We start from the raw sequence: 15,493 nt of genomic DNA, 5'->3' as shown, positions 1-15,493 counted from the left end.
CAGACCGAAGAAAGGGGAAATCTGAATTTTAGACAGTCTCTTAATTTTTAATTCAATGGTTCAGCAACTGATCATCGGTCTCATTTTTCTCGCTGCGCTGGCTTATCTGGGCTGGCGGGCCTGGAACAGTTTGTTCCGGAAAGAAGCCGGTTGTTCGAAGGGTTGCGGGTGCAGCGCGGATTCCAAATTGACGTCGGCCAACAAATCAGGGCGGTTACCAGTTAATTAACTGATAACACGTATTCCTGGCCTAACATGACGCGTGAAGTAAGTACACGAAACCATCTCTTCTTTTATTTAATTCGTGCCGCCTTTCTCGCCATGTTGTTGGCGGGAGCGTTTTCCTGTAAACGCGTCAGGCCCGAACCGCCCGTTGCCGAAAACTTCGACGACTCCCTGAAAGCCGACAGTTCCTACGTTAGTGCGCCCGTTCTGTTTGAAATTACGGAACTAGAGGAAAAAATCAACAAAGCGCTGGGCGTCGTTCTGGTCGAAAACGGCACGATCAAAAACGGAATTGCCCGCCCGATTCACATTCACATCGAACGATCCGGCCCGATCAAGCTGGCGTTTGACGGAACTCGGCTTACCTTTGGCGCATCGCTGAAAATCTGGATCAGCAATCCCCTCCGCCTGAGCAACAATCCGAAAGATACGTCCAATCGCGTCTACAGTGCGCTGGAAGTTCGTTTTCGCAGCCCGCTGACGGTCCGCAACGACTGGCGCATGGAAACCAATGTCGAACTGGAAAATTACCGCTGGATCACGGAACCCGCCATCCGGGTGCTGGGCATCAACATTCCCGTGACCAAACTGGCCAATCACATTCTGACAAAGCGGGAAAACGGCATTGAAAACGCGATCGATAAAGCGGTTTTCAATGAACTTCGTCTGGATCGCGAGCTGGCAAAGATTTGGCGGGATATTCAGAAACCGCTGCTCATCAACCGCGCCTACCAGGAAGTCTGGCTCCGCCCCCGGCCGTTTGCCGTGCTGGTCGGCCCCATTCGCGGGAATCCCACTTCGATAATCATACCCATGCGCATCAAACTGGCCGTTGAGTCCATATTTGGCCCAAAACCGGTTTACGCCTTGAACGCCCGGCTACCGCGCCTGCAAAAAGTGGCTTTCCTGCCAATGATCTCCCACCTCAACTTATTGAGTCGCATTCCGTACAGTCAGATGAGTGCGGTGTTGAACCAGTTCATTACCGGCAAAAAATTTGATATTGTCAACCACCTTGTCGACATCGAGAAAGTGAATGTTTATGGCAGCGATCATGCGCTGGTTGTGCAAACCGACATTAAAGGCGCCATTGCGGGGACGCTTTATTTCCGGGGCCGACCGGCCTTCGACACCCTCCGCAATGAACTGGTGATGCAGAACATTGATTACGACATGCACACGGAACAGTCGCTGGCAAAAGTGGCCGACTGGCTGCTGCACGACACGCTGAAAGACACGGTTCAGGCCGCGATGCGAATGCCGCTTCAGGAGTATTTCACGCTGATTCCCACTAAAATCGAACAGGCATTTGCGAAGGCGAAAGTGGGTCAGAAAGCCCGGATCGACATTCCGAAATTTCAGTTGAGTCCCAAAGCCATCGCCGTTCGGCCCGACGGATTATACATTCTTCTCCACGCTGACGCAGCGATGATTCTTGAAGTTGTTAACTTGTGAAGGAAAATTGACGACAGACGATTGACCATTGACCATTGACGGCTGACGATGGTCAATGGTCGATCGTCAATGGTCATTGATCGATCGTCAATGTCCGACTAACCTTACCCATGAAATCTGAAAAACGAGAACCGGAGCAATACGTCGATTTAGGCCATAGCGATATTGAAAACCACCTAAAAACGCAGGTCGCGCTCTACGAAAAACGGTTAAAGGAAGGCACGGCAGCCAACAAAGTGGCCGCGTTTTTTGCAACCAACCTGCTGGGATTTGCCTATCATTACCTCAAAAGCCGGTTTGGTCCGAAAGCGGAATACCAGTTTTATCCCCGCAACGGCGACGACGGAATTTACCCGATTCATTCCTATACCGACACCGTAACGCTCGCGCTGGTTTCGGATTGGGCTACCGACACGCCCGAATCCGACCGGATCGGCGGTTTGATCCGCGATTACGATCCCGATTATACCATTCACCTCGGCGACATCTATTTTGTGGGAACTCCGCAGGAAGTTGCGGACAATTTTACCAATCCCGACGCTTCCTGGCATTTCGGCAAACACGGTAGTCTGGCGCTGTCGGGCAACCACGAGATGTATTCCAACGGAACGGCTTATTTCAAGAAGCTGCTGCCCGAGATGAAAATCCGTAAAGGTCACGAAGTGGCGACGCAGCAGGCCGGTTTTTTCTGCCTGGAAAACGAACACTGGCGCATCATTGGCCTCGATACGGGCTACAACTCAACGAACCGCCCCTTTCTGGAAGTGTTGTTCAAACCCGACTGCAATCTGCGGAAAGAACAGATCAGTTGGCTGAAAGAGGTTGTCAAACTGGGCAATCCCGACGATAAACGCGGGATCATTCTCCTGAGTCATCACCCTTATTTCTCTTCGTTCCGCGACGATCATCCCGTTGTTGGGCGGCAATTGAAGGAGGTTTTTGGCGCGGCCGAGCGACCGGTTTTGTGGTTTTGGGGCCACGAACACCGGCTGTCGTTTTACAACAAATACGGTTTTTCGGACGGCATCCAGGCCTGGGGGCGTTGTGTGGGCCACGGTGGCATGCCCGTCGAAACCGACCCGCCGGATCGCGGCCACCTGGGGCAGTTGCTGTTTTACGATCAGCGGGTTCGGGAGCGCATCCGCCGTCGGGATGTCGGCTTCAACGGTTTCGCCCTCCTAACGATAAACGGTCCCGCCATCGACATCAACTACATCGACCAGACCAACAAAACCGTCATTGCCGAACGCTGGAAAGTCGACGAAACCGGCGGTTTATCCTCCGAACTCCTGGAAATCCACCCGGAAGTGACCAAGTATTGACTATGATTGCGGTGATTGACTTTGATTAAGGTGGTTTTGAAAGATGAAAAATGATTGTCCGGACAGAATCATGCCATCACTTTTATTCTCTTTTTCATCATCCTTTTATCATTTAAATCAGCGTAATTCACCGCAATCCTAGTCACCCTTTCCAGCGCCACAAATACCGCGATGCGAGGGTACGGTGGGGGCGCCAGGTTTCGGCGATTTCGTGAAGGCGTTTGTAGAGGGCACGACCGGTTTCGGTCAGGCCGTAGGCTTTGATCATCCGCTGCCGGATCACCAGATCGTCGATCGGAAACACGTCGGGGCGGTTCAGAACAAACATCAGCAGCATCTCGACCGTCCACCTCCCCACGCCTTTGATGGGCAGCAAATACTGCACAATTTCTTCATCGGTCAGCGCACTCAGGTGAGCGATGGACATCGGATTTTCCAGGGCAAAAGCGGCCACACTTTGCAGGTAGACCGATTTCTGGCCCGAAAGTCCGGCACTCCGCAACTCTTCCGCCGATTTGGCAACCAACTGCTCGGGATGCGGGTAACCGTCCGGAAATAAGGCGAGAAACCGGGTAAAAATGGACTCGGCGGCTTTGACCGAAATCTGTTGGGAGACGATACTCTCCAGCAGCGCCAGGTAAATGCGGTTTTTCGCGGGATCTTCTTCGTAGTCGAACGCAATTTTCGGCTCGGGCGTCGATTCGATAATTTTCTTCAGGATTAGATCCTTGGAGAGATGGGCCAACGACATAACAAGACGGTTTTTTAGCGAATTTTGCAATTCAACAACACACTCATATTCAATGCACTACGAAAAATCAGGATCGTTGGGAAATAAAAACTATCCCAAATTTGAGAACAAAAGAGGGGCCTTTGCGCGTTCCCTACCTGTTAGTCTCCTGCGTGACACTGTCCCGTTTTGGAGCAATCCGCAGATTTATCCGTTTCAATTTTCCAATGAATGCAATAGCCGAAAAGATTTATAAAAGAGTTCGACAATTCTGGAACGACGAGTATGAGTTAAATCCCGGTCATCGGGTTATTCAGTCCGTCGAAATGACCCCCGACCACCAGATTGAGGTGACGCTCGGCGATTTTCAGTTTTTTTTGGCTGAGGAAAGCGGGCAACTGGTTGCCAAACTGGAAGCGATTCCGCATGTCGTCACGCCATCGGAGGATGAAATGACTCAAACCGTGTCACACCTCGCGGAACTGCTCAAAAACCTAACGGGAGATATTCCTCTCAAAATAGTTCGGGCCTGATTTCGGCCTGAACCAGCGCGCTTTGTAAACCTGAAGCGTTGGAAAAGCGCGGGCGTGGCCCGGGTGCAGAAACCGCACGTGATACGCCCACCAGTTTTTTCGGAAACCGTATAAATAGACTGACCGGATCGATCCAGGTTTGATCCGGTTGATGATGTCTTTCTCGCTTCGATATTCCACCAGCAGAACTTTTCTATCTCCGCAAGCCATCAATACTTTACTGGTTTTTGACTGCGCGAAACCAGCAAAAGAACTGATCATCAGCCCGATATCGATTACGAATTTTCCCCTAATTCAGCAGTAATCAAATTCTCCATTCCGATTCACGACCCGAATGCGCAGCCGAAAAATCCCAAACCGGCTCCGTATCAGATGATTAGCTGGTAATGACGCTTCATCTGAAAGTTGTGACGTTTCAGACACTCCGTCATTGAGTTGGAGGCAGAAGAGCTACAATTTTGCTTCAGCTAACTAAAACAGATTCTTCCACACCATTTTTACTGTTCATCTTATGAAAAAAGTCCTAAAAGTTGTCGGCTATGTGTTTGGCGGCCTTCTTTTGCTGCTGGCCGGTTTTTGTGCGTACGTAGCCGCCGTGGGCGTACCAACTTACGATCCTCCCACCATCCCCGAAATTACCGTGGAAAAAACGCCCGCCCGCGTGGCCCGGGGCGAGGTCATCGCGCAGATTCAGTGCATGGAATGCCACGCGAACAACCAGAACCAGGTAACCGGAAAATTCCTGAACGAGGTCCCTGCCATTTTCGGCAAATTATACTCTAAAAACATCACCCAGGATAAGGAAAAAGGCATCGGAAACTGGACCGACGGCGAGATCATGTACTTTCTGCGCACGGGTATTCGTCGCGATGGCTCCTACGCCCCCGTGATGCCCCAGTATCCGCACATGGCCGACGAAGACCTGAAATCCGTGGTAGCCTGGTTGCGTTCCGACCGGTTTCCGGTTCAGGCAACGAAAGAAGAAGGTCCTGAGTCGGAACTCAGTTTTGTCTCTAAACTTCTGACGCACACGCTAATGAAACCACTGCCCTATTCGCCGGAACTCGTCTCTCTGCCGGACAGCACCGACCCGGTGGCACTGGGACGGTACACCGCCGACGCCATAGGCGATTGCTACAGCTGTCACTCCGGGGATTTGATCGATCAGGATAAGATTCATCCGGAAAAAACTAAGGGGTATTACGGGGGTGGGATTGAAATGGTTGGTGATGGTGGAAAACCAATCGTGACGGCCAACCTGACATTCGACGAAAAAACCGGTATTGCCAAAAAATACACGAAAGAGCAGTTTATCCGCATGGTACAAACCGGCGTCCGGCCAGATGGTACCATCCTCCGGCGCCCGATGTCGCCCCGGCCGATGTTGTCAAACCGTGAATTGGGGGCGATTTATGAATACCTGAAAACCGTGCCGAAAATTCAGAACGACATCGCGAAGCGGAACGCTGAACTCGAATTGCAGAATACCCAAAATCAGAAAGCAACGGCTGGCCGCTAAGTTCAGTCACCGGTTTTCAGACGAGCGCCAGCGTCACCCGAAATTCCAGCCCATCCACTTCCACTTTCGGGATGGGCTGCCCCAACAACCCTAATGAAAAAAGGACTGGCTATCCTCACCATCCTGGCCGTTATTTGCAATCCGGAACAACCTGCTGGCAAAAGCTTATCCAACCTTGCAAGGGTTGAACCTGGATAACCCCGGATAAAATCCGGGGGATAGAGACGGCCAAAACTACGGCAATCTTGAAAGAACTGGAAGACTCAATTGGTCAACCTTTTCGGGGTTATATCAGCTCTCGATTGCCCCGGATTACATCCGGGGTTATCCAGGGTCAACCCTTGCAGGGTTGTTGCGTGGTTGGGCAGCTTTGGCCCCGGATTGCATCCGGGGTTATCCAAGGTCAACCCTTTCAGGGTTGTTGTGTGGTTGGGCATCTTTGGCCCCGGATTGCATCCGGGGTTATCCAGAGTCAACCCTTACAGGGTTTATTGGATAATTAGACGACCTTGCTCGCAGTCAGGTTATGTTGCCTGACGATTTCCATTGCCGGTATTTTTCGGGCAGGCAATGGCCACAGGGGCGAAAACCGCTTTGTATGGCATCGTTTTCGGATTGAAAAAACGCCCGGTTTTTCCGCAACATTCGCTTTCCGGATTTGCACGCCAGGGTGCCATAGATTTTTAGCGTCAGATTCCCGCCGAGTGTAATTTCTTTGGTTTGAATTAACTGACGGAGCTTTACTTTCCCGGAAAACGAATCATCAAAATCGGTATGCCGGATCATTTCGCGTCGTGAAAAATAATGCCCATCGTGTACCGGTTTCCGGAATGCACCTTGCTCACGCCGTGTCGCATCGTCACGCGGTAATACCCTCTTTTGCTCTTTTCGGGTCGAAACTGGGTCGTAAAGAGCAGAATGTCACCCCGTTTCGGCGTCAGCACCGTGGCTTTTGACTGCGACCGGGGAATCTGTTCAGTCAGGACGAACTCGCCACCGGTATAGTCCTCGCCCGGTTCGCTCAGAAACGCAACAGCCTGCAGTGGAAAATAAACATCGCCGTACAAATCCTGATGCAGCATGTTCAGTCCGCCTTCGCCGTACTTCAACAGCAGTGGAGTCGCCCGGTTTTGCCCATTATAATTACAAATTTCAATGAAATCAGCGTGGTTGGACGGATAGTCCACCCCCAATTTCAATGCCTCCGACCACTGATTGGCCACCTGATAAATGGATTCATATAAGGTCGTCCGCAAAGTTTGGATGAGATCGGGAAGCGGGTAGTTGAAATACTTATATTCGCCGACGCCGTACCCAAACCGCTCCATCACCACCGTTTTTCGGAACGCACCGGGTTCATCATACGTCGCAATCAATTGCTGGCATTCTTCCGGGTTTAAAACCTGAGATAGGACAAAGAAACCATTCTCATTCAGCGACTTATGAACTTCTTCCCAATTAATCTGATCGGTTTTCATTTAAAAGAAATGTATAAACATGATGGAACAATAGCGGTTTTGCCATCCAAATTCAGCAAAACCGCCTTCATCTTTATTCTCTTGTCTCACTTCTAAAGTCTATTTCAAAGAATGTGCCGCTTCCCAGCCCAGTAAAGCGGTTTTTCGGGTAGCGCCCCAGCGGTAATTCCCAAACAGGCCGGTTTTCCGGATCACGCGGTGACAGGGAATGAGGTAACCAACCGGATTGGAGCCGATGGCCGTTCCGACCGCCCGCGAGGCCAATGGCATGCCAATAGCTGCGGCAATCTGGTCATAACTAACCACTTGGCCTTCCGGAATTCGAAGCAGGGCTTCCCAAACTTTGAGCTGAAAGGGTGATGCCTTCACCAGAACCCGCAACGGCTGGCGGTCGGCATCCGTAAAAATGGAGTCGGCAAGGGGCCGGAGCGCTTGCGCATCCGGAACCAGGACCGCTTCGGGCCATTCGGCGGCAAACCGGTTTGCAATGCTGATCTGATCGGTGGGCTCGGCTTCATCCAAAAATTCCAGTTTGACGATTTTATCGCCGATCGTTCCCAGCAGATACGGACCAAACGGGCTTTCAAAAACCGCATAACGGATCGTTAAGCCCTCGCCCGCCTGTTTGAATTGCCCCGGCGTCACCCCTTCCAGCACCACGAATAAATCGTGCAGGCGGCCCGTGCCCGACAATCCGGCTTCGTCGGCGGCTTCGGCCAGCGTCAGACCGTTGCGCAGTCGTTCTTTGGCAAAATCGAGGGTGAGGTATTGCAGAAATTTTTTGGGACTCACGCCCGCCCAATCCGAAAATAACCGCTGAAAATGGTATTCGCTCAGGTTGGCCTGGTCGGCAACATCGGCCAGCGAGGGTTGCTGCTGAAAGTTGTCGGTCAAAAACTCAATCGACCGGGCAATTTGCTGATACGTGGGATTGGCTTCTGTTTCGTACATGTTTGTTGTCGTTTGCATGTAACAAAAATACCGCCTTCATCCCGTCCCCGAAACCCGATTCTTGCGGACTTGAAAACCGGGTTATTGTTTCAGAAACCGCCGGGTATACGATTGAAATTCCGATCGGAAGAGAATGATATACATCCCAACCGGCCAGGTTGAAACATCGATGGGGTGTTGTCGCCCGACCTCCAATTGCCTGGTGAGCAGCGGTTGTCCCGACAGCGTGAAGATTCGCATCGAAAGAGTCGGCTGATTCAGATCGGGCACGCTGACCGTCAGGGTATTGTCGGTTGGAACCGGAAAAATTCGGGCCTTATCCGGGCTGTATTTGTCAATCAGTTCGTTCAGTTCACGGTAAAATTTGTCGCTGGACATTTCTTTGTCAGTTCCCGTAATCCGCCCAATAACGCTTTTTCCATCATCCCGAAGCACAAACGTCCCGCAACCGCCCAGCGAATAATCCCCATTTTCTTCCGCCTGGTAGCTGGCGTCTTTGATCCGGCTCAGGATCAGCACCAATCGTTCGCCGGTTTTAAAACCGGTAGTATAGGTTCGGCACATAAAACCGGGGTCGCCCCACACCCGAATGGTCGATCGTTTTTCACTTCCATTTATAATCTCCAGGATTTTCACATCGATTCCGTGCATTTCCTGGCTTTTGACTTCCGCCCGCACAATCAATACGCCGGGCTGCCAGGCCGCATTTTCAGCAATTGCAAAAAAGCCGCCCCCATCGATGCAGCTACACGCGGGCGACTCGGTTGTCAGTCCCGTCAATGCTCCGCACAGGACCAGAATCAGTAGTAGTCGTATCATAATTGCTTTTTTTGAAATCAGACCCTTTTGAGAGCCAATTCGTTGGAAGTCAAGGGGCGTTTCGATATCTAAATTTTTATCGTTTTATTGCCTAACCTATCCCATTCCATGCCTATGTTCGACAACCTGGTTAACTACATTAAACGAAAAATTGAGAGACGGAAAATCAAGCGCACGCGTCGGGAATATGATTATCAGGTTGTTAGCGTCACCTTGCCGGAATACGGTCAAATTGAGGTAGCGCAATGGCTGAATCCGCTGCTGGAAACTCCGTATGTCGTCAAGTTATCCGACATCAATTTTTACAAGGAATTTACGAAAAAAGGTGATTTTGTCATCGACATCGGCGCTCACATGGGCGACACCACGATGCCAATGGCGTTTGCCGTCGGTAAAACCGGTCTGGTTTTGGCGTTTGACCCCAACCCGCTGGTTTTTAAAATATTGGATAAGAACGCGTCGCTCAATAAAGACAAAACCAACATTGAACCATACCGACTGGCGATTGCCACCAATGAGGGCGATTACTTTTATAATTCGTCGGAAGCTACGTTTAGCAATGGGGGAATTTCGGCCGTTGAAGACAGCCCGCACGGCAAATACGGTTTGAAAGAGAAGATCAAAGCTGTCAATCTGGAGCGGTTTTTAGCGGATAAGTATAAAGATCGGGTTCCGAAATTATCGCTGATCAAAATCGATACGGAAGGACTTGATATTGAGATTATTAAATCCATCGAAACGCTCCTGGCAACCTACAAGCCCACGGTCATATTTGAGTGTTTTAAACGATTACCGGCCAGGGAACGGTACGATTTGTACGATTCCATTCAGAAAAAAGGGTACAATCTGTATTACATCGAGAAGTTCGAAGCCGACACGCCCAAGGTTCTCCTAAAACGGGAAAACATGACGGACTGGAAGCATTTCGACGTCGTAGCCACGCCGTTTAAATGGAGGGAAGGGAAATAAGTTTACGGTTTTCAGGTTACAGTATTCGGTGGTCGACGCAAGCTTCAACAAGAACGCGTCAGCCACCGAATACCGTCAACTGAAAACCGAAAACCCCAAACTACTCTTATTTCACCCCGATCAGCGCGCCGTTTTTGATCTCTTCCACCACGCCCGGATCGAGCAGCGTCGAGGTGTCGCCCAGATTACCGGTTTCGCCCTCGGCAATTTTCCGGAGAATCCGGCGCATGATTTTTCCGGAACGCGTTTTCGGTAAACCTGTGACAAACTGAATCTTATCGGGTTTGGCAATCGGTCCAATAACCCGGCTGACCGTCGCCAGAATGTCCCGCTTCATCAATTCATTGTCGTTGTGCGCTGCCTGATTTTCGGCAATGACGTAGGCATAAATTCCCTGGCCTTTGATGTCGTGCGGGTAACCGACCACGGCGCTTTCCACCACGCCGGTGTGCATGTTGATCGCATTTTCCACTTCGGCCGTTCCGATGCGGTGACCGGAAACGTTCAAAACGTCATCGACCCGACCCGTGATCCGGTAGTAGCCATCTTCGTCGCGCAGACAGCCGTCGCCGGTGAAATACAGACCTTTATAGGTACTGAAATAGGCCTGACGACACCGTTCGTGATCGCCGTAGGTGGTGCGGATGATGCCCGGCCACGGAAATTTCATACAGAGGTTTCCGCTCACGCCGTTCCCTACGATTTCCTGCCCGTTTTCGTCGACCAAAACCGGTTGAACGCCCGGCAGCGGCAGCGTTGCGTAGGTAGGCTTGGTTTTCGTAATACCGGCCAGTGGGGAAATCAGCGTTCCGGCGGTTTCGGTTTGCCACCACGTATCGACAATCGGGCAGCGGTTTTTACCGATATGATCATCGTACCAATGCCACGCTTCTTCGTTGATCGGTTCCCCAACGGAACCCAGCACCTGAAGGGAACTGAGGTCGTGGCTTTCCACTTTTTCCAGCCCAAAACCCATCAGGGAGCGAATAGCCGTGGGGGCCGTATACAGAATATTAACCTGGTGTTTATCAACAATATCCCAAAACCGTCCGTTATCCGGCCAGGTGGGAACGCCCTCGAAAAGCACAGACGTCGCTCCGCAGGCCAGGGGGCCGTACACGATGTAGCTATGGCCGGTAATCCAGCCGATGTCCGCCGTACAAAAATGAACTTGGCCGGGATTGTATTGAAAAACATTCTGGAATGTGTAGGCCGTGTACACCATGTACCCTCCGCAGGTGTGAACAACGCCTTTCGGCTTGCCTGTCGAACCGGAGGTGTAAAGAATGAAGAGCATATCTTCGGCATCCATTTCCTCGGCGGGGCAGTCGGCCGTCACCTGTTTCAGCTCCTGCTCCATCCAGACGTCGCGCCCTTTGATCATCGAAACCGGGGTGCGCGTCCGCGTCAGAACCACCACGCGCTGCACGCTTGGACACTGAACCAGCGCGTCATCGACGGTTTCTTTCATCGGAATTTCCTTGTTGCCCCGGTACGCGCCGTCGGACGTGATGACCAGTTTACACTGCGCGTCGTTGATCCGGTCGGCTATCGACTGAGCTGAAAAACCGCCAAAAACCACCGAGTGAATGGCCCCGATCCGGGCGCAGGCCAGTACGGCAATGGCCAGTTCGGGCACCATCGGCATGTAAATGCAGACGCGATCGCCCTTAACAACGCCGTTGCGTTTCAGGACGTTAGCCATCCGGCACACCTGATCGTGCAGCATGCGGTACGTTAAGGTTACGCCAGCTTCGTTCGGGTCGTTGGGTTCCCAGATAATGGCGGGCTGGTCGGCGCGCTCGGCCAGATGGCGATCCAGGCAGTTTTCGGTAATGTTGAGTTTTCCGCCTACAAACCACTGCACATTCGGTTCTTCAAAATTCCACTGGAGCGTCTTTTTCCACGGTTTCCGCCATTGAAAATTCTGCGCAATTTCGGCCCAGAAGCCTTCGGGATCTTCAACGCTGTACCGATAAGCCTCCTGATACTCGTCAAAGGTTCGGATTTGAAAATTCATATTCGTTAGATACTATCGTTCGGGTTGCTAAACTACAATTATTTACTTTTAATCTGACACGTTGGTCGCCGGCGTTCTTCAAATCTGTCTTTCAGCGGTAAAAACGTTCGAAAACAAACCTCAATTCTTATCATACTCCCCCGCCCAGGCGTACCGGCCAAACAAAATCAAACCGGCGGTAATGGGCAGGAAAATGACCACAATCACAAGCCAGAAAACATAATCTTCGGCGCTGGCCGTGTCGGAAGTCAGTTTTTTGATCGTTTCGTACGGTAAGCCAACCATCAGGGCGAGTCCGGCGAGCATCCAGACCAAACCCAATATTTTTTTAAGTGCGTTCATCGCGATAAATGATTAGTCGTCAGCGGTTTTATACTGTTTTTTATCGATGTACAACGCCCCGATCACGAGGCAGACGGCGGCCACACCAATCGGGTACCACAGCCCCTGCAGATACGCTTCCAGCGTCTGGGTTTTCTTGGCAGTTTCCACCAGGCTGGTCGCAATAAAGGGTGTCAGACCGCCAAAAACGCCGTTTCCGATGTGGTACGGCAACGACATGGAAGTATACCGAATCCGGGTCGGGAACAGTTCAACCAGGAAGGCCGCAATCGGGCCGTAGACCATCGTGACGTACAAAACCTGAATAAAAACCAGCACCGTCATCAGCCAGAAGGCTTCGTCACCCAGGGTAACTTCCTTCACCACCGCAGCCGGAGTACCACCGGTTTTGGGCTGCGTTTCGCGGTAAACCGTGCCATCGTCGAAATACGAAACGGAGGCTGTCGTGGTTTTAAACTCTTTGCTGTCGCCGATCCGCTCCTGCTTGGTTTCAATCGCGCGCCGGAAGGTTTGTTCGTTTTTTTGTTTCAGATCGGCCAGGTGGTACATGGCTCGGTAGATGGGCCGATAGGTCAGCACGCCCAGAAACATTCCGGCCAGCATAATGTTCCGGCGACCGATGCGGTCGGACAAGCCGCCGAAAATAACAAAAAACGGCGTCGCGATCATCAGCGCAATGGCGATGATGTAGTTGGACTGCACAAACTCGACGTTACAAACTTTCTGGATAAACGACAGCGCGTAAAACTGCCCCGTGTACCAGATCACCCCCTGCCCTGCCGTGGCCCCAAACAGCGCCAGCAGCACCATTTTCAGATTGGCCTTCTGACCAAAGCTCTCCTTCAGCGGATTTTTCGAGACTTTTCCTTCGGTTTTTAATTTCTGAAAAAGTGGAGATTCCGACATTTTCAGGCGGATATAAATTGAAATTCCGACCAGAATCGACGACAGCAGAAACGGAACCCGCCAGCCCCAGTTGTTGAAAATATCGGTTCCCAGTGCTTGCCGGGTAAGCAGAATCACGCCCAACGAAACGAAAAGCCCCAGCGTGGCCGTCGTCTGAATGAAACTGGTGAAATAACCGCGTTTACCGTCGGGCGAGTGTTCGGCCACGTAGGTAGCCGCCCCGCCGTACTCCCCACCCAACGCCAGTCCCTGAACGAGCCGGAGCAGCAGGACGAGGCCCGGCGCCAGCATCCCGATGCTTTCGTAACCCGGAATGCAGCCAATCAGAAACGTGGAACCGCCCATCAGCACGAGCGTCAACAAAAAGGTATATTTCCGGCCCACCAGATCGCCCAGCCGACCGAACACCAAAGCGCCGAAAGGTCGTACGATAAAACCGGCGGCAAAAGTGGCCAGAGTCGATAAAAAACCGGCAGTCGGGTTATCTTTCGGGAAGAACTGAACGGAGAGAATGGTAGCCAAACTACCAAAAATGTAGAAGTCGTACCACTCGATGAGGGTGCCGACCGATGAGGCCGTAATGACCCGCCAGACTCCGGTTGCTTCGGAGGATGCGGATTGCTTTATGCGCATGTACGTTATAGGGTTTTGGAATGCGGCATAAAAAAGCAACTTAAACCGCTTTTTTCCTACTATTAGGCGAAAAAGGAGTGATTTTCGGGTGAAGAGATAGGGTATTTAAAGTGAAAAATAGCGGGTTGTTTCGCTGAGATTAAACGAGTTTAACGGAGAGAATTTAATTCTTTTCGGTTTTTGAGAGGATAAAATCCGCCATTTTTCCAATGTCGGATGGGCTTAGCGCACCTTCCCACGCAGGCATTCCTTTGTCGGTCACTCCCCTCTGAATGATCTGGATGAGAATGCGATCCATGCGTGCATTCAAGTTCCGTAGGAACGGCATTTGGTTCATTAAGCCATCTCTAAAGAGCCATTTCTACGAAACTATATACTCATTGACATTCCTACCTGACTACAAGGACGCCGTCCCATCGGGACGGTTTTATTAACTCAAACAGGTCTTAAATGCGCCAAGCCACTTTTACATTCAACATTCAGCGTTTAACATTTATGATTTAATTGTGGCCTTTCACTCCGGCTCAATGTGAATCAGCACATCATAAACCGCCGGTTTTTCGGCCAGAATGGCTTCTTTTACCTTATGGGCAATGTCATGTCCTTTCCGAACCGGAATATCGCCCGACACAGTTACATGTAGATCGATGAAATATTCAAAACCGGTTTTGCGTACCCGGAATTTGTCGATTCCCCTGACGCCGTCCACGCCCATGGCAATCGTCTCCAGCTCTTTTTGCCAGTCGCCGGGGGGCGTTTCGTCCATGATTTCGCCGAATGACGGCCGGAAAATGTGGTAGGCGTTGTAGATGATGAACGCCGACGCCAGCAAAGCCGCCCAATCGTCGGCACTTTCGTAGCCCGGCCCGCCAATCAGGGCAATGCTGATGCCCACAAAAGCCGTCAGCGAGGTAATGGCGTCGCTGCGGTGGTGCCAGGCATCGGCTTTCACGGCGCTGCTTTCCGTCTCGGTTCCCACCTGTGCAATGCGCCGGAACAGGATTTCCTTCACGATCACGACGCCCGCCAGCACCACCAGCGTATAGGCTGCCGGGGTTTTATGGGGTTGCTGAATATTCTGGATGCTTTGCACCGCAATCAAAATGGCCGCTCCAACGAGCGCCATCGCCACCACAATAGCGGCCAGCGGTTCGGCCTTTCCATGCCCAAACGGGTGATTTTGGTCGGGCGCCCTGGCCGCCGTTCGAAGTCCCACCCAGACAAAAATTGAGGTTACAATGTCGGTGGCGGATTCCATCGCGTCGGCAATCAGGGCGTAGGAATTGCCCAGCCAGCCCGCAGTTCCCTTTACCAGCACCAGCCCAACGTTGACCACAATGCCAACCAGCGTTGATTTCTGTCCCCGTTCGGCCTGATGCGGTTTTATTGGTTCTTCCATTTTTATTCCTTAGTAAACGTACCGCCAAACGCAGCCTCCGGTTTTGATGGTTCGGCACTTATTTGACAAAGGTACAGCGCAATTGGCAAGTTACGATTGCCCGCTTCAGCAGGAATTGGAGCTAAAAGCAGAACACGGAGAAGAATTGAACGGGAATGGAGGAAAAAAACCGTTCCTGGGCTAAATGAATCA

Annotated in this window: 16 protein-coding genes; 6 read left to right on the top strand and 10 right to left on the bottom strand. The window is 51.5% G+C overall.

The genetic code is table 11. The annotated features are described in order from the left end of the window. The first annotated feature begins 55 nt into the window (after window positions 1-55). The 3 genes from GJJ30_RS27590 (at window position 56) to GJJ30_RS27580 (ending at window position 3,002) form a co-directional block, all read left to right on the top strand. Window positions 56-229: a FeoB-associated Cys-rich membrane protein gene (locus GJJ30_RS27590; RefSeq protein WP_154178373.1), complete on the top strand. Its 174-nt coding sequence runs from the start codon at window positions 56-58 to the stop codon at window positions 227-229. Window positions 230-255: 26 nt separating this feature from the next. Further along, window positions 256-1,680 carry a DUF4403 family protein gene (locus GJJ30_RS27585; protein WP_154178372.1) on the top strand — a complete coding sequence of 475 codons (1,425 nt, stop codon included), beginning with the start codon at window positions 256-258 and terminating at the stop codon, window positions 1,678-1,680. Window positions 1,681-1,790: 110 nt separating this feature from the next. Then, entirely contained in the window at window positions 1,791-3,002 is a 1,212-nt protein-coding gene (locus tag GJJ30_RS27580) for a metallophosphoesterase family protein (protein ID WP_154178371.1), read from the top strand. A gap of 142 nt (window positions 3,003-3,144) precedes the next feature. Here GJJ30_RS27580 and GJJ30_RS27575 read toward each other — a convergent pair whose 3' ends face one another. Further along, a complete protein-coding gene (locus GJJ30_RS27575; RefSeq protein WP_154178370.1) occupies window positions 3,145-3,753 on the bottom strand; it encodes a DNA-3-methyladenine glycosylase family protein in 609 nt (202 codons plus the stop codon). 206 nt (window positions 3,754-3,959) lie between these two features. On the opposite strand from GJJ30_RS27575, the gene GJJ30_RS27570 reads away from it, so the two are divergent. Beyond that, on the top strand, window positions 3,960-4,265 hold the full coding sequence (locus GJJ30_RS27570) for a hypothetical protein (protein WP_154178369.1): 306 nt from the start codon (window positions 3,960-3,962) through the stop codon (window positions 4,263-4,265). Window positions 4,266-4,776: 511 nt separating this feature from the next. Next, window positions 4,777-5,784, top strand: coding sequence for a c-type cytochrome (locus tag GJJ30_RS27565; RefSeq protein ID WP_154178368.1), 1,008 nt, complete (start codon window positions 4,777-4,779; stop codon window positions 5,782-5,784). A 519-nt stretch (window positions 5,785-6,303) separates the two neighbouring features. On the opposite strand, the gene GJJ30_RS27560 is transcribed toward GJJ30_RS27565, so the two are convergent. The 4 genes from GJJ30_RS27560 to GJJ30_RS27545 all read right to left on the bottom strand — a co-directional run bounded on the left by GJJ30_RS27560 (window position 6,304) and on the right by GJJ30_RS27545 (window position 9,032). Next, a complete protein-coding gene (locus tag GJJ30_RS27560; RefSeq protein ID WP_154178367.1) occupies window positions 6,304-6,570 on the bottom strand; it encodes an Ada metal-binding domain-containing protein in 267 nt (88 codons plus the stop codon). Continuing rightward, entirely contained in the window at window positions 6,567-7,262 is a 696-nt protein-coding gene (locus tag GJJ30_RS27555; RefSeq protein ID WP_154178366.1) for a 2OG-Fe(II) oxygenase, read from the bottom strand. Before GJJ30_RS27555 ends, GJJ30_RS27560 begins: the two co-directional genes overlap by 4 nt. A 99-nt stretch (window positions 7,263-7,361) precedes the next feature. Then, a complete protein-coding gene (locus GJJ30_RS27550) occupies window positions 7,362-8,213 on the bottom strand; it encodes a bifunctional helix-turn-helix domain-containing protein/methylated-DNA--[protein]-cysteine S-methyltransferase (RefSeq protein ID WP_154178365.1) in 852 nt (283 codons plus the stop codon). Between the two features lie 81 nt (window positions 8,214-8,294). Next, complete coding sequence (locus tag GJJ30_RS27545) at window positions 8,295-9,032, bottom strand: T9SS type A sorting domain-containing protein (protein ID WP_154178364.1); 738 nt, start codon at window positions 9,030-9,032, stop codon at window positions 8,295-8,297. A gap of 108 nt (window positions 9,033-9,140) precedes the next feature. Between GJJ30_RS27545 and GJJ30_RS27540 the strand changes: the two genes are divergently transcribed. Then, window positions 9,141-10,001 carry an FkbM family methyltransferase gene (locus tag GJJ30_RS27540; RefSeq protein ID WP_154178363.1) on the top strand — a complete coding sequence of 287 codons (861 nt, stop codon included), beginning with the start codon at window positions 9,141-9,143 and terminating at the stop codon, window positions 9,999-10,001. Between the two features lie 106 nt (window positions 10,002-10,107). Here GJJ30_RS27540 and acs read toward each other — a convergent pair whose 3' ends face one another. From acs to GJJ30_RS27520, 5 genes are all read right to left on the bottom strand, one after another. Then, entirely contained in the window at window positions 10,108-12,021 is a 1,914-nt protein-coding gene (gene acs, locus GJJ30_RS27535) for an acetate--CoA ligase (RefSeq protein ID WP_154178362.1), read from the bottom strand. Between the two features lie 120 nt (window positions 12,022-12,141). After that, window positions 12,142-12,363 carry a DUF6814 family protein gene (locus tag GJJ30_RS27530; RefSeq protein ID WP_154178361.1) on the bottom strand — a complete coding sequence of 74 codons (222 nt, stop codon included), beginning with the start codon at window positions 12,361-12,363 and terminating at the stop codon, window positions 12,142-12,144. Window positions 12,364-12,375: 12 nt separating this feature from the next. Further along, window positions 12,376-13,902: an MFS transporter gene (locus tag GJJ30_RS27525; RefSeq protein WP_154178360.1), complete on the bottom strand. Its 1,527-nt coding sequence runs from the start codon at window positions 13,900-13,902 to the stop codon at window positions 12,376-12,378. 163 nt (window positions 13,903-14,065) lie between these two features. Further along, window positions 14,066-14,200, bottom strand: coding sequence for a c-type cytochrome (locus GJJ30_RS32105; protein ID WP_170299290.1), 135 nt, complete (start codon window positions 14,198-14,200; stop codon window positions 14,066-14,068). Between the two features lie 216 nt (window positions 14,201-14,416). Then, on the bottom strand, window positions 14,417-15,301 hold the full coding sequence (locus GJJ30_RS27520; RefSeq protein WP_154178359.1) for a cation diffusion facilitator family transporter: 885 nt from the start codon (window positions 15,299-15,301) through the stop codon (window positions 14,417-14,419). Window positions 15,302-15,493 lie beyond the last annotated feature (192 nt).

The organism is Larkinella terrae (assembly GCF_009668025.1).
GTDB classification, from domain to species: Bacteria; Bacteroidota; Bacteroidia; order Cytophagales; family Spirosomataceae; genus Larkinella; species Larkinella terrae.
This window is presented reverse-complemented; position numbering and strand designations above follow the sequence as displayed.